A 14,508-nucleotide genomic window follows, 5' to 3' on the forward strand; every position below is an offset into this window, starting at 1 on the left:
GATCGATTAGGATAGAACGAAGTCGGCAAATTCCGCGAGATTTTCCATCACGCGCGTTTCGGCGAGGCTCGCATCCGGGTTCTGCATGAGTGACGCCAGTGTCTGTTGTCCGCAGCCGGTTTGTACCAGTACCGGTTTACAACCCTTGGCCACGGCGCAATAGAGATCTTTGGTGCGGTCGCCAACAAAAAAACAGTCGTGCAAGCTAACATCGAATTCCGCTTCGATAGCATCGAGCAAACCGGTCTTCGGCTTGCGGCAGCGACAATTGTCCGCGTCACTGTGCGGGCAGTAAAAGATGCCGGCCACTTCGCCGCCGGCATCCTCCACCTGTTCGCGCAACATCGCATGGATGGCTTCGAGATCGTCCAGATCAAACAGGCCTCGGGCGAGGCCGCTTTGATTAGTGGCAATGACCAACTGGTAGCCGGCCTGACTGAGACGCGCCATTGCCTCGATACTGCCGGGTATCGGCGTCCATTCGGCCGCACAGGTCACATGGTCACCGTTGGGCTGATTGATGACGCCGTCGCGATCAAGAACAATTATGCTCATAGCGCGCGCTTTACTTCGCGGGAGCCAGCAGCGAAATATCGGCCGCTTCCAGGAAAAGCCCACGCAACTGCGCCAGCAACGCCAGGCGGTTGTTACGCAGCTTGTCATCTTCGGCCATGACCATCACGCCATCGAAGAAGGCATCGACGGTGTCACGCAAACCGGATAGGCCCGCGAGGCCCTCTTCGAAGCGCGCCTCGGCATACAGCGGGGTTACCGCATCCGCCGCATCGCGCACCGCCAGATACAGCGCCTTTTCCGCATCTTCTTCCAGTAGCGCCTGGTCTACCTCGGTGGGCACCGGGCCGTCGAGCTTGGCGAGGATATTGGATACACGTTTGTTGGCCGCTGCCAGCGCTTCCGCTTCCGGCAGCTGGCTGAAGCTGTGCACCGCCTTCACACGATTGTCGATATCCAGCGGACGTGACAGTTTGCGTGCGGATACCGCCAGGAATACTTCGGCCTTGATGCCAGCGTCTTCGTAACGGGCGCGGAAACGCTCGATCATATAGGCGAGAGTCTGCTCAACCACGTTGTCGTATTCGGCCAGTGCGGTGCGCGGATATCCGTCGCGGGCCAGGGTGAGCAGCTCGCGCAGATCCAGGTCGATATTCTTTTCTACCAGCAGACGCAGCACGCCGAGGCTGGCACGACGCAGTGCGAATGGGTCGCGTGAGCCACTGGGTGGCTGGCCGATACCGAAAATACCCACCAGCGTATCGATGCGATCGGCCAGGGCGACAATAGTACCGGTTTCTGTGTGCGGCAATTCGTCGCCGGCAAACTTCGGCATATATTGCTCGTACATGGCCTTGGCCACATCCAGTTGCTCACCGTCATTTTCCGCATAGTAGTAACCGGCGATGCCCTGCATGTCGGCAAACTCAAACACCATTTCGGTAACCAGATCCGACTTGCACAGTTTGGCTGCGCGCTCGGCCAGAGCGGCGTCGCCTTTCAGCTTGTCGGCGATAGCCGCCGCCAGTTTTGCCAGGCGTTCGGTCTTGTCGTACACGGTTCCCAACTTTTGCTGGAACACAATGGACTTGAGTTTTTCACGGCGCGCTTCGAGGCTGGTCTTCTTATCAGTTTCGAAAAAGAAGGCCGCATCGGACAGGCGTGGACGGATAACACGTTCATTACCCTCGATCACCTGCTTGGCGTCGGTGCTCTCGATATTGGAAACCGTGATAAAGAACGGCATCAGCTTGCCGTCTTCATCCACTACGTGGAAATATTTCTGGTGTTCCTTCATCGAGGAAATCAGTGCTTCGGCGGGCACCTCGAGGAAGCGTTTTTCGAAGCGTCCGGTCAGCGCAACCGGCCACTCCACGAGTGCGGTCACTTCGTCCAGCAGATCTTCATCGATGACCGCCTCGCCGTTTACATTGTTCGCTTCGGCCTGTACCTGCTCGCGAATCATTTCCCTGCGTGCGGCAAAGTCGACGACTACGAAACCAGGATCGCGCAGCTGCTGCACATAATCGTTGGCCGACGCCACGGTGAGTTCGCGATTGCAGTGGAAGCGATGCCCGCGGGTCGTATTGCCGGCTTTCAGTCCAAGTACCTCGGCATCTACCACCTGGTTGCCGAACAGCATGATTAGCCACTGTACCGGGCGTACGAATTCTTCTTTACGTGCGCCCCAGCGCATGCGCTTGGGAATCGGCAGCTGTGCCAGGGATTTGCTGACAATATCGCCCAGCAGGTCCTGGGTCGCAGCACCTTTTTGCTCGCTGATAAACGCCAGGCGCTCACCCTTGTCGGTTTGCACCCGCGCAAGTTCGTCAACGCTGACGCCGGCGCCACGTGCGAAACCTTGCGCAGCCTTGGTGGGGTTACCCTCTTTATCAAAGGCTGCGGCCACGGCCGGGCCGTGCTTTTCAATTTGCTTGTCTTGCTGCTGCTCCGCCAGGTCGCTCACTGACACCGCCAGGCGGCGCGGACTGGCGAACGCATTTACCTCACCGTATTCCAGTTCGGCATCTTTAAGACCCTGCTCGATACCGTCGGCGAAGGCCTGCATCAGTTTGTTCAGCGCTTTGGGGGGCAGCTCTTCGGTGCCCAGCTCAACCAGAAAATCCTGAGCCATTACTTCTTCTCCTTCTGCGCGTCGAGTTGAGCAAGTACGTCATTGCGGGCCTGTTCGGTTGCCAGCGGGAAACCGAGGGCATGGCGCGCGTCGAAATAGGCCTGGGCGACCGCCCGTGCCAGGGTGCGCACACGCAGAATAAAGCGCTGGCGTTCGGTGACAGAGATCGCGTGGCGCGCATCCAGCAGGTTGAACGCGTGAGACGCCTTCATTACCTGTTCATAGGCGGGCAGCGGCAGGCCCAGTTCGATCAGGCGCTGGCTTTCGCGCTCACAGTGATCGAAGGTCGCGAACAGGAATTCGACATCCGCGTGCTCAAAGTTGTAGTGGGACATTTCCACTTCGTTCTGGTGGAACACGTCGCCGTAGGTCACCGCGTTGCCTTGCGCGTCGCGGGTCCACACCAGGTCATAGATGGACTCCACGCCCTGCAGGTACATCGCAATACGCTCAATACCGTAGGTGATCTCGCCGGTAACCGGGTAGCACTCGATACCACCCACCTGCTGGAAGTAGGTGAACTGGGTCACCTCCATACCGTTCAGCCAAACTTCCCAGCCGAGGCCCCAGGCACCCAGCGTGGGGGACTCCCAGTTGTCTTCAACAAAACGAATATCGTGGACCTCGGGGTCGATACCCAGTGCACGCAGGCTGTCAAGGTACAGCTCCTGGATATTCGATGGCGACGGCTTCATTACTACCTGATACTGATAGTAGTGCTGCAGGCGGTTGGGGTTCTCACCGTAGCGACCGTCCGTGGGGCGGCGGCAGGGCTGCACATAGGCGGCATTCCACGTTTCCGGGCCGATGGCGCGCAGGAAGGTTGCGGGGTGGAAGGTGCCAGCGCCCACTTCCATATCCAGAGGCTGTAGAATGACGCACCCTTGGCGCGCCCAGTATTCCTGCAGGGTAAAAATCAATCCCTGAAAGGTGCTCAGATCCTGCGCGGGGGCAGAACCGCTGGTTTGTTGCTCGGACACCACAATCTCCGGTTTCAGCTGGGTGGAATAGACAAGGGGCGCAATTATAGCGGCAGCCGGTTGCACGCTAAACAGCGCACAGGGGATTTGATGGCCACAATCTGGCCTATATCAGGCGAACACCGGAAAAAACTTGAACAAGAGCGGGCTGATGCCCTGGCAAGAAGGATGTAACGGTTGGATATCAAAGGGCAATTGGCCGCAGGTGCCTTGAAGTTGATTGGACAACTGCCACTCAAGTGGTCGCGCCGCCTCGGTGGTCTGACGGGCCGCTGCGCCGTGGCTACCCGGGCAAACAGTCTGCGGGTAAGCCGTATCAATTTGGCACACTGCTATCCAGAAATGCCGGACAAGGCGCGGGAACAGCTCGCCCGCCAGAGTGTGGTGAATACCGCCATGACCGGATTCGAAGTCGCCAGCCTGTGGCGCCAGTCGTGGAGTGTCGCCGAAGACAGTATCGAGCGCATCCGCAACCAGCAACTGCTTACCGAAGGTGTCAGCGAAGGACGCGGCGTTTTGGTCCTCGCGCCGCATATCGGAAACTGGGAGATCTTCGGCCAGTACCTGGCCACCGTCGGGCCTACCACCAGCCTGTACGCACCACCCAAAATCGAGGCACTGGATGCGTTGATCCGCGCCGGCCGCGAGAAAACCGGGGCCAACCTGGTGCCCACCAATGTGCGCGGTGTGCGGGCATTGCTGAAGGCGCTAAAAGCGGGCGGTATTGTGGGCGTATTGCCGGACCAGGAGCCGGATCTGTCTGGTGGTGAGTTTGCGCCGTTTTTCGGCCACCCGACCCTGACCATGACGCTCGCCTACAACCTGATCCAGCGCACCGGTTGCAAGGTGGTGTTTGGCTTTGCCAAGCGCCTGGAGCAGGGGTTTGAGCTGGTGCTGTTGCCGGCCGAAGAGGCCATTTACAGTGACGAGGCCAAGGTATCCCTCGCGGCATTGAACCGCGGTGTGGAAGCCTGCATTGCCGAGGCGCCAGAACAATATCAGTGGGAATACAAACGTTTCCGTCGGGCGCCGGAAGGTCGTACAGGCCTGTACAGGAAAAACTGACCCGCTGTTGGCGCTATACGCGACCCGCCCCTGACGGCAGCTGCTACACGGGCAAGGCGCGCGGGCTTCCCGCAAATTTTCGATTAAGCTCATAGGTAGGTCATCCCATAACCCATGCCTAATGAGCCAAATCGAACCCGAATCCGAAGAAACGCCAATCCCCGCAGAAACGTCCCCCTGGCGCTTCTTGCCCACCGGACTGTCGCTGTTGCGCATTGCGCTGATCCCGGTGATTTTCTGGCTCTCCCTCAGCGACCGACATCTGTGGGCTCTCGTGGTCTATTGCCTCGGCGCCTGGACCGACCAGCTTGATGGCTGGTTTGCGAATCGCTTCAACTGGCACTCGTATTTTGGCGCCTTGCTGGATCCGATTGCCGATCGTATTTATATCCTCACCCTGATCCCGCTGTTATGGCATTACGGGTCCATTAGTGGCATCTATACCACCCTCGTGATTACGCGATTTTCCATTCAGTTAACGGCCTACCCGGTGTTGCTGTGCTGGTTAAAAAGACGCCCGCATCTGCGTCCAGAGCTGCTGTCGCGCGCTGCGATGGCGCTGGCATTTTTAATTCTGGGCATGGGATTTGCGGAGCAGTTGGCCATTGAAATGATTCCAGAAAGCACCGCTGAAGAAGTTATTTTTGATCACACCATGGAGGCGCTCACGCTGATTGGCTGTATCTTGGAAGTGTGGGTATTACTGCGATTTTTGCCGCGCTACTGGGATGTTATCCGTGGCAAGGAAGACACATTCGACTAGTGTCTCCCTACGAGCGTTTCGATTGTCACAGATGCAGGTGCGAGGAATTAGTGGCGCCAGAAAGCCGGTGTGAGCAGCACCAACAATGTGAAGATTTCCAAACGCCCCATCAGCATGGCGAGGATCAGAAAACACTTGGCCACACCATTGACTTCGCCATAGTGCGAAGCGGCATCGCCCAGTGCTGGGCCAATATTGCTCAGGCAAGATGCCACGGTGGAAAACGAGGTAACAAAGTTCTCGCCGGTGGCCATTACCACAATCGTAAGAATAAAAAACGACAGGATATAAATCGCAAAAAATCCCCACACGGCGTCGGTGACGCGCGTCGGTACGATCTTTTTATTCACCTTGATGGGCACGACGGCATTGGGGTGCACCAGGCGACTCAGCTCACGCAGGCCGGATTTCACAATCAGCATTACCCGCACCGCCTTGATGCCACCGGACGTGGAGCCGGCACAGGCGCCCATGATCCCCAGCAGCAACAAGATATAGGGCAAAAATGCCGGCCACAGCGCAAAGCTCTCTGAGGCAAAACCTGCGGTGGTGCCGATGGAAACCACCTGGAAAATACCGTGCAGGAAGCTGTCCTTCATATTGAAGGTGCCCGAGGTGTACAGGTAACCGATGATAATAATGCTGGAGAAAAAGGTGACCAGCACGTAGAAGCGAAATTCGGAATCCTTCCAGTAATGTTTTAGCGTGCGGTTACCCAGCGCGTAAAAATGCAGGCCAAAGTTAATCGCCGCGGTCAGCATAAAAATAATGGCGATCGCCATTATCGCATTGTTGTTGGCATAGAAGCCCATGCTTGCGTCGTGCGTGGAAAAACCACCGTTCGCCACGGTGGAAAATGCGTGCCCCACCGCATCGAACGCGGTCATCCCCGCCCACCAGTAGCCAATGCCGCACAGTACGGTGAGCGCGATGTAGATAACGATCAACGCACGCGCGGTTTCTGCGATGCGCGGGGTCAGCTTGGTATCTTTCACCGGGCCGGGCATTTCTGCCTTGTACAGCTGCATACCACCGATACCGAGCATCGGCAAAATAGCCAGCGCGATCACAATTACCCCGATACCACCAAACCACTGCAGTTGCTGGCGGTAATACAAAATCGCTGGCGGCAGGGTGTCGAGGCCAACAATGGTGGTGGCGCCGGTTGTGGTCAGCCCGGAAATCGATTCAAAAATGGAGTCCACCACATTGAGATCGGGTGCAGGGCTGATAATTAGCGGCAGGGCACCGAAGCTACCCAGAATCAGCCAGAACAGCGAGGTGACGACGAAGCCGTCGCGGGTGCGCAGGTCTTGTTTTAAGTCGTGCACCGGCAGCCACATCAGCAAGCCGGTGATCAGGGTGATGCCAAACGCAATGGAGAAGGCGACATGGGTGTCGTCGTCGTACCACAGCGACACCCCAATGGGCGGCAGCAGGGTCAGGCTGAACACCGTCAGAAGTATGCCGAAGACTCGCGCTATGACTGCAAAACGCATCTAATCGTGTCCCGACATCAGAAGAAGCTAAAGCCGACCTGGAACAACTGTTCCACGTGGCGGGTGTGGCGGCGGTCGACCAGGAACACGATGACGTGGTCGTCGGTTTCCACCACGATGTTGTCGTGGGCAATCAGCACCTGACTTTCGCCGTCGCGCTCGCGCACGATGGCGCCGATACTGGCGCCCTCGGGCAGGTCGATGTCCTCAATTTTCCTGCCCACAACTTTCGAGGTGCGGTTGTCGCCGTGGGCAATCACTTCGATCGCCTCTGCGGCACCACGGCGCAGGGAGTGCACGTTCACCATGTCACCGCGACGCACATGGGTAAGCAGGCTGCCGATGGTGTTTTGCTGGGGGGAGATGGCAATATCGATTTCGCCGCCCTGTACCAGGTCCACATAGGCGCGGTTGTTGATCAGTGCCATGACCTTGCGCGCGCCCAGTCGCTTCGCCAGCAGTGACGACATGATGTTGGCTTCATCGTCGTTGGTCAGCGCCAGGAATACATCGGTGTCTTCGATGTTCTCTTCCAGCAGCAGGTCCTGGTCCGAGGCACTGCCGTGCAGCACGATGCTGTTGCTCAACTCTTCCGAGAGGAAGATACAGCGCTCGTGGCTCTGCTCGATGATTTTGACCGAGTAGCGGTTTTCCAGCTTGGTGGCCAGGCGCAGCCCGATATTGCCGCCGCCGGCGATGGTGATGCGCTTATAGCCCTGCTCGAGGCGCCGCAGTTCACTCATGACTGCGCGGATATCCTGCTTCGCAGCGATAAAGAAGACTTCGTCGCCGGCTTCAATCACGGTGGAGCCCTGCGGGATGATCGGGCTGTTGCGCCGATAGATGGCGGCAACGCGGGTGTCGACCTTGGGCATATGTTCGCGCAGGTAACGCAGCTGGTGCCCGACCAGCGGCCCGCCCTGTACGGCGCGCACGGCAACCAGCTGCACACGGCCATCGGCAAAATCGAGTACCTGCAGTGCGCCGGGATGCGCGATCAGCCGTGCGATGTATTCGGAGACGATCTGCTCGGGGCTGATAAGTACGTCGATGGGAATCGACTCGGTGGAAAACAGTTCGGGATATTGCAGATAGGCGGATGCGCGCACGCGGGCGATTTTGGTGGGTACGCGGAACAACGAGTGGGCAATCTGGCACGCGGCCATATTGGTTTCGTCGTTGTTGGTGACGGCGACGAGGATGTCGGCGTCTTCGATGCCGGCTTCCTGCAGGATATCCGGGTGCGAGGCATGGCCTTCGACGACGCCGATATCGATCTTGTCGCGGAGCTCGCGCAGGGTTTTCTCGTTGCTGTCCACCAGAACAATGTCGTTGCGTTCCGAGGCGAGACTTTCCGCCAGTGACCCACCGACCTGGCCGGCGCCGAGAATAATGATTTTCATATTATGCGATTGGGCCTTTGGCTTCTGGCCTTAGTGCCACCCGCTTTGTGGATTCTTTTGCGGGCGTGGCGGCTGGCCAACCGGTGCAGGATGTCAGGACCGCTGTAAACCCATCCCTGGGCGCTTCGGCGCAAACATCCTGTTTGCGACGATCCTGACATCCTGCACCGGCTGACCAGCCTAAATTTTTACTCTTGTACTTCGTAAGCGCACGGAGTCTGAGCAAACGTGGTTGGCTTACTGCGCCTGCTTTTCCAGCTTTGCGTAATAAAACCCATCGCCTGCATGGAGACCTGGCAGCAACTGCATACCGACTTCCTGCGGCAATCCCCAGGGCTCCCCGTGCAACAACTGCGGCGTATTGTCCCTCGCATCCGGTGTCTCCGCAACGAAGCGTGCCACTTGAGCGCTGTTTTCCTCCGGCAGTATGGAACATGTGGCGTAAAGGAGTGTGCCGCCAGGTTTCAAAAGGCGCCACATTGCACGCAGGATTTTGCCCTGCAGCGCGGCAAGCTCCTGAATATCTTCCGGGCGTCGCAGTAGCTTGATGTCCGGGTTGCGCCGGATCACGCCGGTGGCGGAGCAGGGGGCGTCGAGCAGGATTCGGTCGAAGGGTTCGCCGTCCCACCAGTGCTCGGGTTCGGCGGCGTCGGCGCAGATGATCTGCGCGCCGATGCCGAGGCGCTCGAGGTTTTCGATGACGCGGTCGAGGCGCTCTTCTTCAATATCCAGGGCGCTGAGGTCGAGGTCTGGCTGCAGCTCCAGCAGGTGGCAGGTTTTGCCACCAGGGGCGGCGCAGGCGTCGAGCACGCGCTCACCGGGCTGCGGATCCAGCAACGGCGCGGCGAGTTGTGCGGATTGGTCCTGCACACTGACGAGTCCGTCTTCGAAGCCGGGCAGGCGGCTGACCGCTACCGGGCTCTCCAGGATCAGGCCCGCTGCGGAGAAGGTGCAGGGCTCGGCATTGATGCCGGTATCTTGCAGTTGTTGCAGATAGTCCGCGCGGCTGATTTGCGATCGATTCACCCGCAGGCTCATCGGCGGGTTTTCGTTATTGGCCGTGAAGATGGCGCGCGCTTCAGCGCCCCAGGCGGCTTTCACGGCCTGTTGCAGCCATTCCGGGTGCGCCGAGCTGAACTGGGGATTGCCGGAGAGTTTGCGAGTGAGTGCTTCCTTATTACGCAGAGCATTGCGCAGCACGCCATTCACCACACCGGTGGCGTGGCCGAGTTTGATCGCGCGGGCCGCTTCCACGGTCGCGGCAATCGCCGCGTGGTCGGGAATGCGCGTGTATTCCAGCTGGTACAGGCCCACCAGCATCAGCGCTTCCAGCTCTTCATCCTTTACCGGCTTGCGCAGCAGTTTGTTGAGCATCAGCTCCAGACGCGGCGCGAAGCGCGCGGTGCCATAACAGAGTTCGCGCAGCAGCGAACGGTCTTTCTCGTCGACCTGTTTTTCCGCCCACGGCAGCAAGCGCTGCAGGGAGCCGCGGTCCTGGTACAGGCGCGCGATTACACGCGCCGCCAGAGCTCTTGGATCATTCATCGGCTGCTCCCAAGGTGATGCCCGCGGCAAACAGATCGCGGTAACCTTTTAATAGCTCCGCCACCGGCAGTGCCTTCTTGCCCGGCAATTGTAGTTGCGTCAGGCGCAGCGCCTCGCGGCCACAGGCAACCAGGATGCCCTCATCGTCGGCGCTGAGAATGGTCCCCGGGCTGTCGTTATGGCAGCCCTGTTCCAGCTTCGCTGCGTAAACCCGCAGTCGCTGTGGCATGCCCTTGTTGTCCCGATACTCGGTCCAGCACACCGGGAACGGATTGAATGCCCGCACCAGGCGCTCCAGCTCTGTCGCCGGACGGCTCCAGTCCAGGCGCGCCTCTTCTTTAGTAATCTTGCCCGCGTAATTGGCCAGCGCATCGTCCTGCACCTGCGGCTTCGCGGTGCCGCTCTCAAGCATGGCCAGCGCTTCCAGTAACGCCGGCCCGCCGAGCCCGGCCAGCTTGTCGTGCAGGCTGCCACCGGTCTCGCCCGCGGCAAGCGGCGTGCGCGCCTCCACCAGCACCGGACCGGTATCCAGCCCCGCCTCCATTTGCATAATCGCCACGCCACTCTCCGCATCGCCGGCTTCCACCGCCCGCTGAATCGGCGCTGCACCGCGCCAGCGCGGCAACAGGGATGCGTGCACGTTCACACAGCCAAGCCGCGGTGTGTCCAGCACCACCTGCGGCAGAATCAAGCCGTACGCCACCACCACCATCAGCTCCGCATTCAGCGCCGCCAGTTCCTGTTGCGCCTGTTCGTCGCGCAACGACAGGGGCTGATACACCGGGATCTCGTGTTCCAGCGCCAGCTGCTTCACCGGGCTCGCCAACAGCTTCTTGCCACGGCCCGCGGGGCGGTCTGGCTGGCTATACACGGCGATGACGTTGTGTTCGTTATCGAGCAGGGTTTGCAGGTGGACGGCAGCAAAATCGGGGGTGCCGGCAAAGATGATGTTGAGGCTCATGAATACTCTTTGGTAATGGGCGAGCGGACGGGTAGCGATGTCCGATAGGCAGAACTGAAGGCTAAGTGCTGGGTGCCTGTTTTCAGAAGCGTCGGCAACAGGGATGTTGCCGACGCAGCGTACAGGGATGTATCTACAGCGGTTCTGAAAACAGGCACCCGGTGCTTAGCCGCCAATGGGCCGGGCAAGAACTGCCTGGGATCAGGCGCGCTGGCGGTGCGCTTTTTCCAGTTTGGAGCGAATACGATTGCGCTTTAGTGGCGAGATGTAATCTACGAACAGCTTGCCATCGAGGTGGTCGATCTCGTGCTGGATACAGACCGCCAGCAACCCCTCGGCTTCCAGCGCGTACGTCTCACCGTTGCGATCCAGTGCCTTCAGGCGGATCTTGCGCGGGCGCTCTACCTTCTCATAGAAGCCCGGCACCGACAGACAGCCCTCATCGTACTTGTGGATTTCCGGATCCAGCACCTCAACCTCAGGGTTGATCAGCACCAGAGGCTCACTCTGATCTTCCGACACATCAATCACCACAATGCGCTCATGGACATTGATCTGCGTCGCCGCCAGGCCAACACCTGGCGCCTCATACATGGTTTCAAACATGGCTTCGATGAGTGTGCGGTGATCGTCCGTCACCTCTGCAACAGGCTCTGCAACCTTGCGCAAGCGGGGATCGGGGAATTCAAGGATTTCCAGTTTGGCCATAACACCTGTGACAAACTTCTAGTCTTAGTGGAACTTGCGCTGATAACATAATGATCGCGCTTGAAATTTGCTGAACTGGGGGAGAGTTTTTGCACCCTGGCGAAACCGCCAGCTGGCGTCTTTAGCCCCCACTTTGCCGCGCGTGGTCATTAGCACTAGCAGACCTCTGTCTGGTAGTGCAGCCACCGCCGGGCTCAGCGCTGACAGATTATAGCGATATAAAACCTCAGCGATAGCCGTATAAAGAATCAGCAGACTGGATGGCCAATAGCGTTAGCGATAAAAAAGCATAGGAATGCTTCCATGAAAAAAATAATACTGGCCGCCGCCGCAACCCTGCTGGCGACCTTTGGCTTGCATGCACAAGATACGCTGCTGAAGCCCGACCATCCGGACACCTATACCGTCCAGAAGGGCGACACCCTGTGGGATATCTCCGGGCGCTTCCTGTCCCAACCGTGGTTCTGGCCAGAAATCTGGCAGGTAAACCCGCAGGTTGAGAACCCGCACCTGATCTACCCGGGCGACCGCCTCAACCTGGTCTACGTTGACGGCCAGCCGCGGCTCGAGCTCGAGCGCGCGCCTACTGCCTACCGGTTGAGCCCCGCCAGCAACAACCGCCTTGGCCCCTCCGTGCGCCGCGAACCCATTGATACCGCGATCCCCGCCATTCCGCTGGATGCCATCAATGCCTTTCTGTCGCGCACCCGTATCGTCGGCCCCAATGCCTTCCGCGGCGTACCCTACGTAATTTCCGGGCAGGACCAGCGCATCCTGATGGGCGCCGGTGAAAAAGTATACGCGCGCGGCGATTTCCGCGAGCCACTGCCGTCTTACGGTGTGTATCGCCCGGGCCCGGTCTACGCCGACCCATTCACCGGTGAGGAGCTGGGCCAGCAGGCCCTGGATGTTGCCTCCGTAGACCTGCGCCAGCTGGATGTGGACAACGCCAACAGCGAATTCGCCGTGGCCACCCTGGACGTGACCCGCAGCAGCCGCGATATGCGTCTCGAAGACCGCTTGCTGCCGGTAGAAGAACGCGCGATTGCCGCACTGTTCCAGCCAAGTGCACCGCTAGTGCCCGTGGATGGCGTCATTCTCGGTGTGGAAGAGGGTGTCACCCAGGTTGCCAAATACGACGTGGTTGCCATCAACCGCGGCCTGCGTGAAGGCCTGGAGCCTGGCAACGTGCTGGCGATCTACAAGCGCGGTGCCACTGTGCGCGACCGTATCGCCCGCCAGAATGTGAAACTGCCGGACGAGCGCGCCGGTGTGCTGATGGTTTTCCGCAGCTTCGAAAAAATGAGCCTCGGCCTGGTGCTGGAAGCCGAAAAGCCGCTGGCAGTAATGGATCTGGTGCGCAACCCCTAGGAATCACTGAAAAACTACTGCGCGGTCGCCTGACGGCGGCCGGCGGTGCTCACAATCCTCACGTACTTTAAGTACGCTCCGGTTGTTGCGCTCCGGCGGCCACCACCAGCCAACCGCTCGCTACGTTTTTCTGCGACTCCTTCAATCCCAAAGCTCTACTGAACAACATTTACGGCAAATCGCATGGATGCGTTGACCGCGACTCTCTCTCTGCTGCGGCTGGAGGGCATTGGCCCCAGTCTGTACTGGCAACTGGTGGAGCAATTTGGCTCCGCCGAAGCCGCTCTCCGGCAGCCTGCCACCCATTTCCCCCGCAAATTACCGGAGCGCGCCCGCACCCAGCTGGCCGAATACCAGCGTCTGGGCTGCGATAGTGAACTGGCGCAATGGGCACTCGCTGAACGCCAGCGTTGTGTGGAAAACTGCATCTATCTGCTGCATTGCGATGATGAAAGCTATCCGTCATTGCTGCGCCAAATCGACCGTCCACCCCCCGTTCTGTATATCACCGGAGATCCCCTGGCGCTGTCCCTGCCGCAGATCGCCGTGGTTGGGGCGCGCCGCGCCAGTCGCGCGGGTCTCGACAATGCCGAGGCTTTTTCTGCAGACCTCGCTGCCGCTGGCTTCGCGATTACCTCAGGCCTCGCCCTTGGGGTCGACGCCATGGCACACAAGGGCGCGTTACGTGGCGCCGGCAAAACGATCGCCGTGCTGGGCACTGGTGTGGATCGTATTTACCCGCAGCGCAATACGGCTCTGGCGGAACAGATATTGGAGTCGGGTGGCGCGCTGGTAAGTGAAATGCCGTTGGCCAGCGCACCGGAACCAGGCAATTTCCCTCGTCGCAACCGGATTATCTCCGGCCTGAGCCTGGGCATCCTGCTGGTGGAGGCTGCGGTGCGTTCCGGCTCGCTGATTACCGCGCGCCTGGCGCTGGAGCAGAATCGCGAGGTGTTCGCGATCCCCGGTTCTGTGCACAACCCCATGGCGCGCGGTTGTCACCACATGATCAAGCACGGTGCCCACCTGGTGGAGACAAGTGCGGATATCGTGGCGGAACTTGGTGGATTGTTAGCGGGCATGGCGCAGCAGCCATCCTTGTTTGAACAGACTGCCGTCACCGAAACAAATCTGCCGCCGGCGCAGCGCAACCTTATTGTCGCCCTCGGTGGTGATCCGCGCAGCATCGAACAGCTGGCCCGCGACACCGGCGGCGACACTGGTGAGCTGATGGCGAGCCTGTTGCAAATGGAGCTGGAAGGGCTGGTGGAGCAGCTCCCCGGTGGCTACCAGCTAACCGGCAGTGGCGCCAAAGCCCTCGCCGGGCTGGTGGAGTGAGCACTGCTGGTTCGTTAGCCGCGTGGATTTGCTTCCTGTTGGATCCGGGTAGGATACTGCGGCGGCATGAGTGCGCCGCGAAATCCACCCACCTTGTCTAGGCTGGTAGTATTCGATAAATTGCGGCGCTGCCACCAGGCGACCCTCTGATACTGTTGCCCATTGCGGTGCGTATGGAAAAGTATCGGGGCGTTTACCCCGGCGCGCTGGCCGCGTCTTCCGCTTGCT

Annotated in this window: 12 protein-coding genes; 4 read left to right on the forward strand and 8 right to left on the reverse strand. The window is 59.5% G+C overall.

Annotated features, from left to right (window positions below; all coding sequences use genetic code 11):
• Positions 1-6: 6 nt before the first annotated feature.
• From gmhB to glyQ, 3 genes are read right to left on the reverse strand one after another with little or no spacing between them, the layout of a single operon-like run.
• Entirely contained in the window at positions 7-555 is a 549-nt protein-coding gene (gene gmhB, locus AS89_RS0104060; protein WP_010131084.1) for a D-glycero-beta-D-manno-heptose 1,7-bisphosphate 7-phosphatase, read from the reverse strand.
• A gap of 10 nt (positions 556-565) precedes the next feature.
• Positions 566-2,647, reverse strand: a complete 2,082-nt coding sequence (glyS, locus tag AS89_RS0104065; RefSeq protein WP_010131085.1) for a glycine--tRNA ligase subunit beta — start codon at positions 2,645-2,647, stop codon at positions 566-568.
• Positions 2,647-3,627, reverse strand: a complete 981-nt coding sequence (glyQ, locus tag AS89_RS0104070; RefSeq protein ID WP_100169247.1) for a glycine--tRNA ligase subunit alpha — start codon at positions 3,625-3,627, stop codon at positions 2,647-2,649. The genes glyS and glyQ overlap by 1 nt, the downstream gene beginning before the upstream one ends.
• A gap of 195 nt (positions 3,628-3,822) precedes the next feature.
• Here glyQ and AS89_RS0104075 point away from each other — a divergent pair, with 195 nt between their 5' ends.
• Positions 3,823-4,692 (forward strand): lysophospholipid acyltransferase family protein, encoded by an 870-nt coding sequence (locus AS89_RS0104075; RefSeq protein WP_258165055.1) that lies wholly within the window; start codon positions 3,823-3,825, stop codon positions 4,690-4,692.
• Between the two features lie 121 nt (positions 4,693-4,813).
• Complete coding sequence (locus tag AS89_RS18120; protein ID WP_010131090.1) at positions 4,814-5,455, forward strand: CDP-alcohol phosphatidyltransferase family protein; 642 nt, start codon at positions 4,814-4,816, stop codon at positions 5,453-5,455.
• A 47-nt stretch (positions 5,456-5,502) separates the two neighbouring features.
• On the opposite strand, the gene AS89_RS0104085 is transcribed toward AS89_RS18120, so the two are convergent.
• The 5 genes from AS89_RS0104085 to def all read right to left on the reverse strand — a co-directional run bounded on the left by AS89_RS0104085 (position 5,503) and on the right by def (position 11,571).
• Complete coding sequence (locus tag AS89_RS0104085; protein WP_010131091.1) at positions 5,503-6,954, reverse strand: TrkH family potassium uptake protein; 1,452 nt, start codon at positions 6,952-6,954, stop codon at positions 5,503-5,505.
• A 17-nt stretch (positions 6,955-6,971) separates the two neighbouring features.
• Positions 6,972-8,357 carry a Trk system potassium transporter TrkA gene (trkA, locus tag AS89_RS0104090; protein ID WP_010131092.1) on the reverse strand — a complete coding sequence of 462 codons (1,386 nt, stop codon included), beginning with the start codon at positions 8,355-8,357 and terminating at the stop codon, positions 6,972-6,974.
• 237 nt (positions 8,358-8,594) lie between these two features.
• A complete protein-coding gene (gene rsmB / locus AS89_RS0104095) occupies positions 8,595-9,902 on the reverse strand; it encodes a 16S rRNA (cytosine(967)-C(5))-methyltransferase RsmB (RefSeq protein ID WP_010131093.1) in 1,308 nt (435 codons plus the stop codon).
• Positions 9,895-10,863: a methionyl-tRNA formyltransferase gene (gene fmt / locus AS89_RS0104100; RefSeq protein ID WP_010131094.1), complete on the reverse strand. Its 969-nt coding sequence runs from the start codon at positions 10,861-10,863 to the stop codon at positions 9,895-9,897. The genes rsmB and fmt overlap by 8 nt, the downstream gene beginning before the upstream one ends.
• 201 nt (positions 10,864-11,064) lie before the next feature.
• Positions 11,065-11,571: a peptide deformylase gene (gene def, locus AS89_RS0104105; protein ID WP_010131095.1), complete on the reverse strand. Its 507-nt coding sequence runs from the start codon at positions 11,569-11,571 to the stop codon at positions 11,065-11,067.
• A gap of 303 nt (positions 11,572-11,874) precedes the next feature.
• Here def and AS89_RS0104110 point away from each other — a divergent pair, with 303 nt between their 5' ends.
• Positions 11,875-12,942, forward strand: a complete 1,068-nt coding sequence (locus AS89_RS0104110) for a LysM peptidoglycan-binding domain-containing protein (RefSeq protein ID WP_010131096.1) — start codon at positions 11,875-11,877, stop codon at positions 12,940-12,942.
• Between the two features lie 183 nt (positions 12,943-13,125).
• Entirely contained in the window at positions 13,126-14,280 is a 1,155-nt protein-coding gene (gene dprA / locus AS89_RS16845) for a DNA-processing protein DprA (RefSeq protein ID WP_010131097.1), read from the forward strand.
• Positions 14,281-14,508: the final 228 nt, after the last annotated feature.

This window comes from Microbulbifer agarilyticus S89 (assembly GCF_000220505.1).
In the GTDB taxonomy this organism is placed as follows: domain Bacteria; phylum Pseudomonadota; class Gammaproteobacteria; order Pseudomonadales; family Cellvibrionaceae; genus Microbulbifer; species Microbulbifer agarilyticus_B.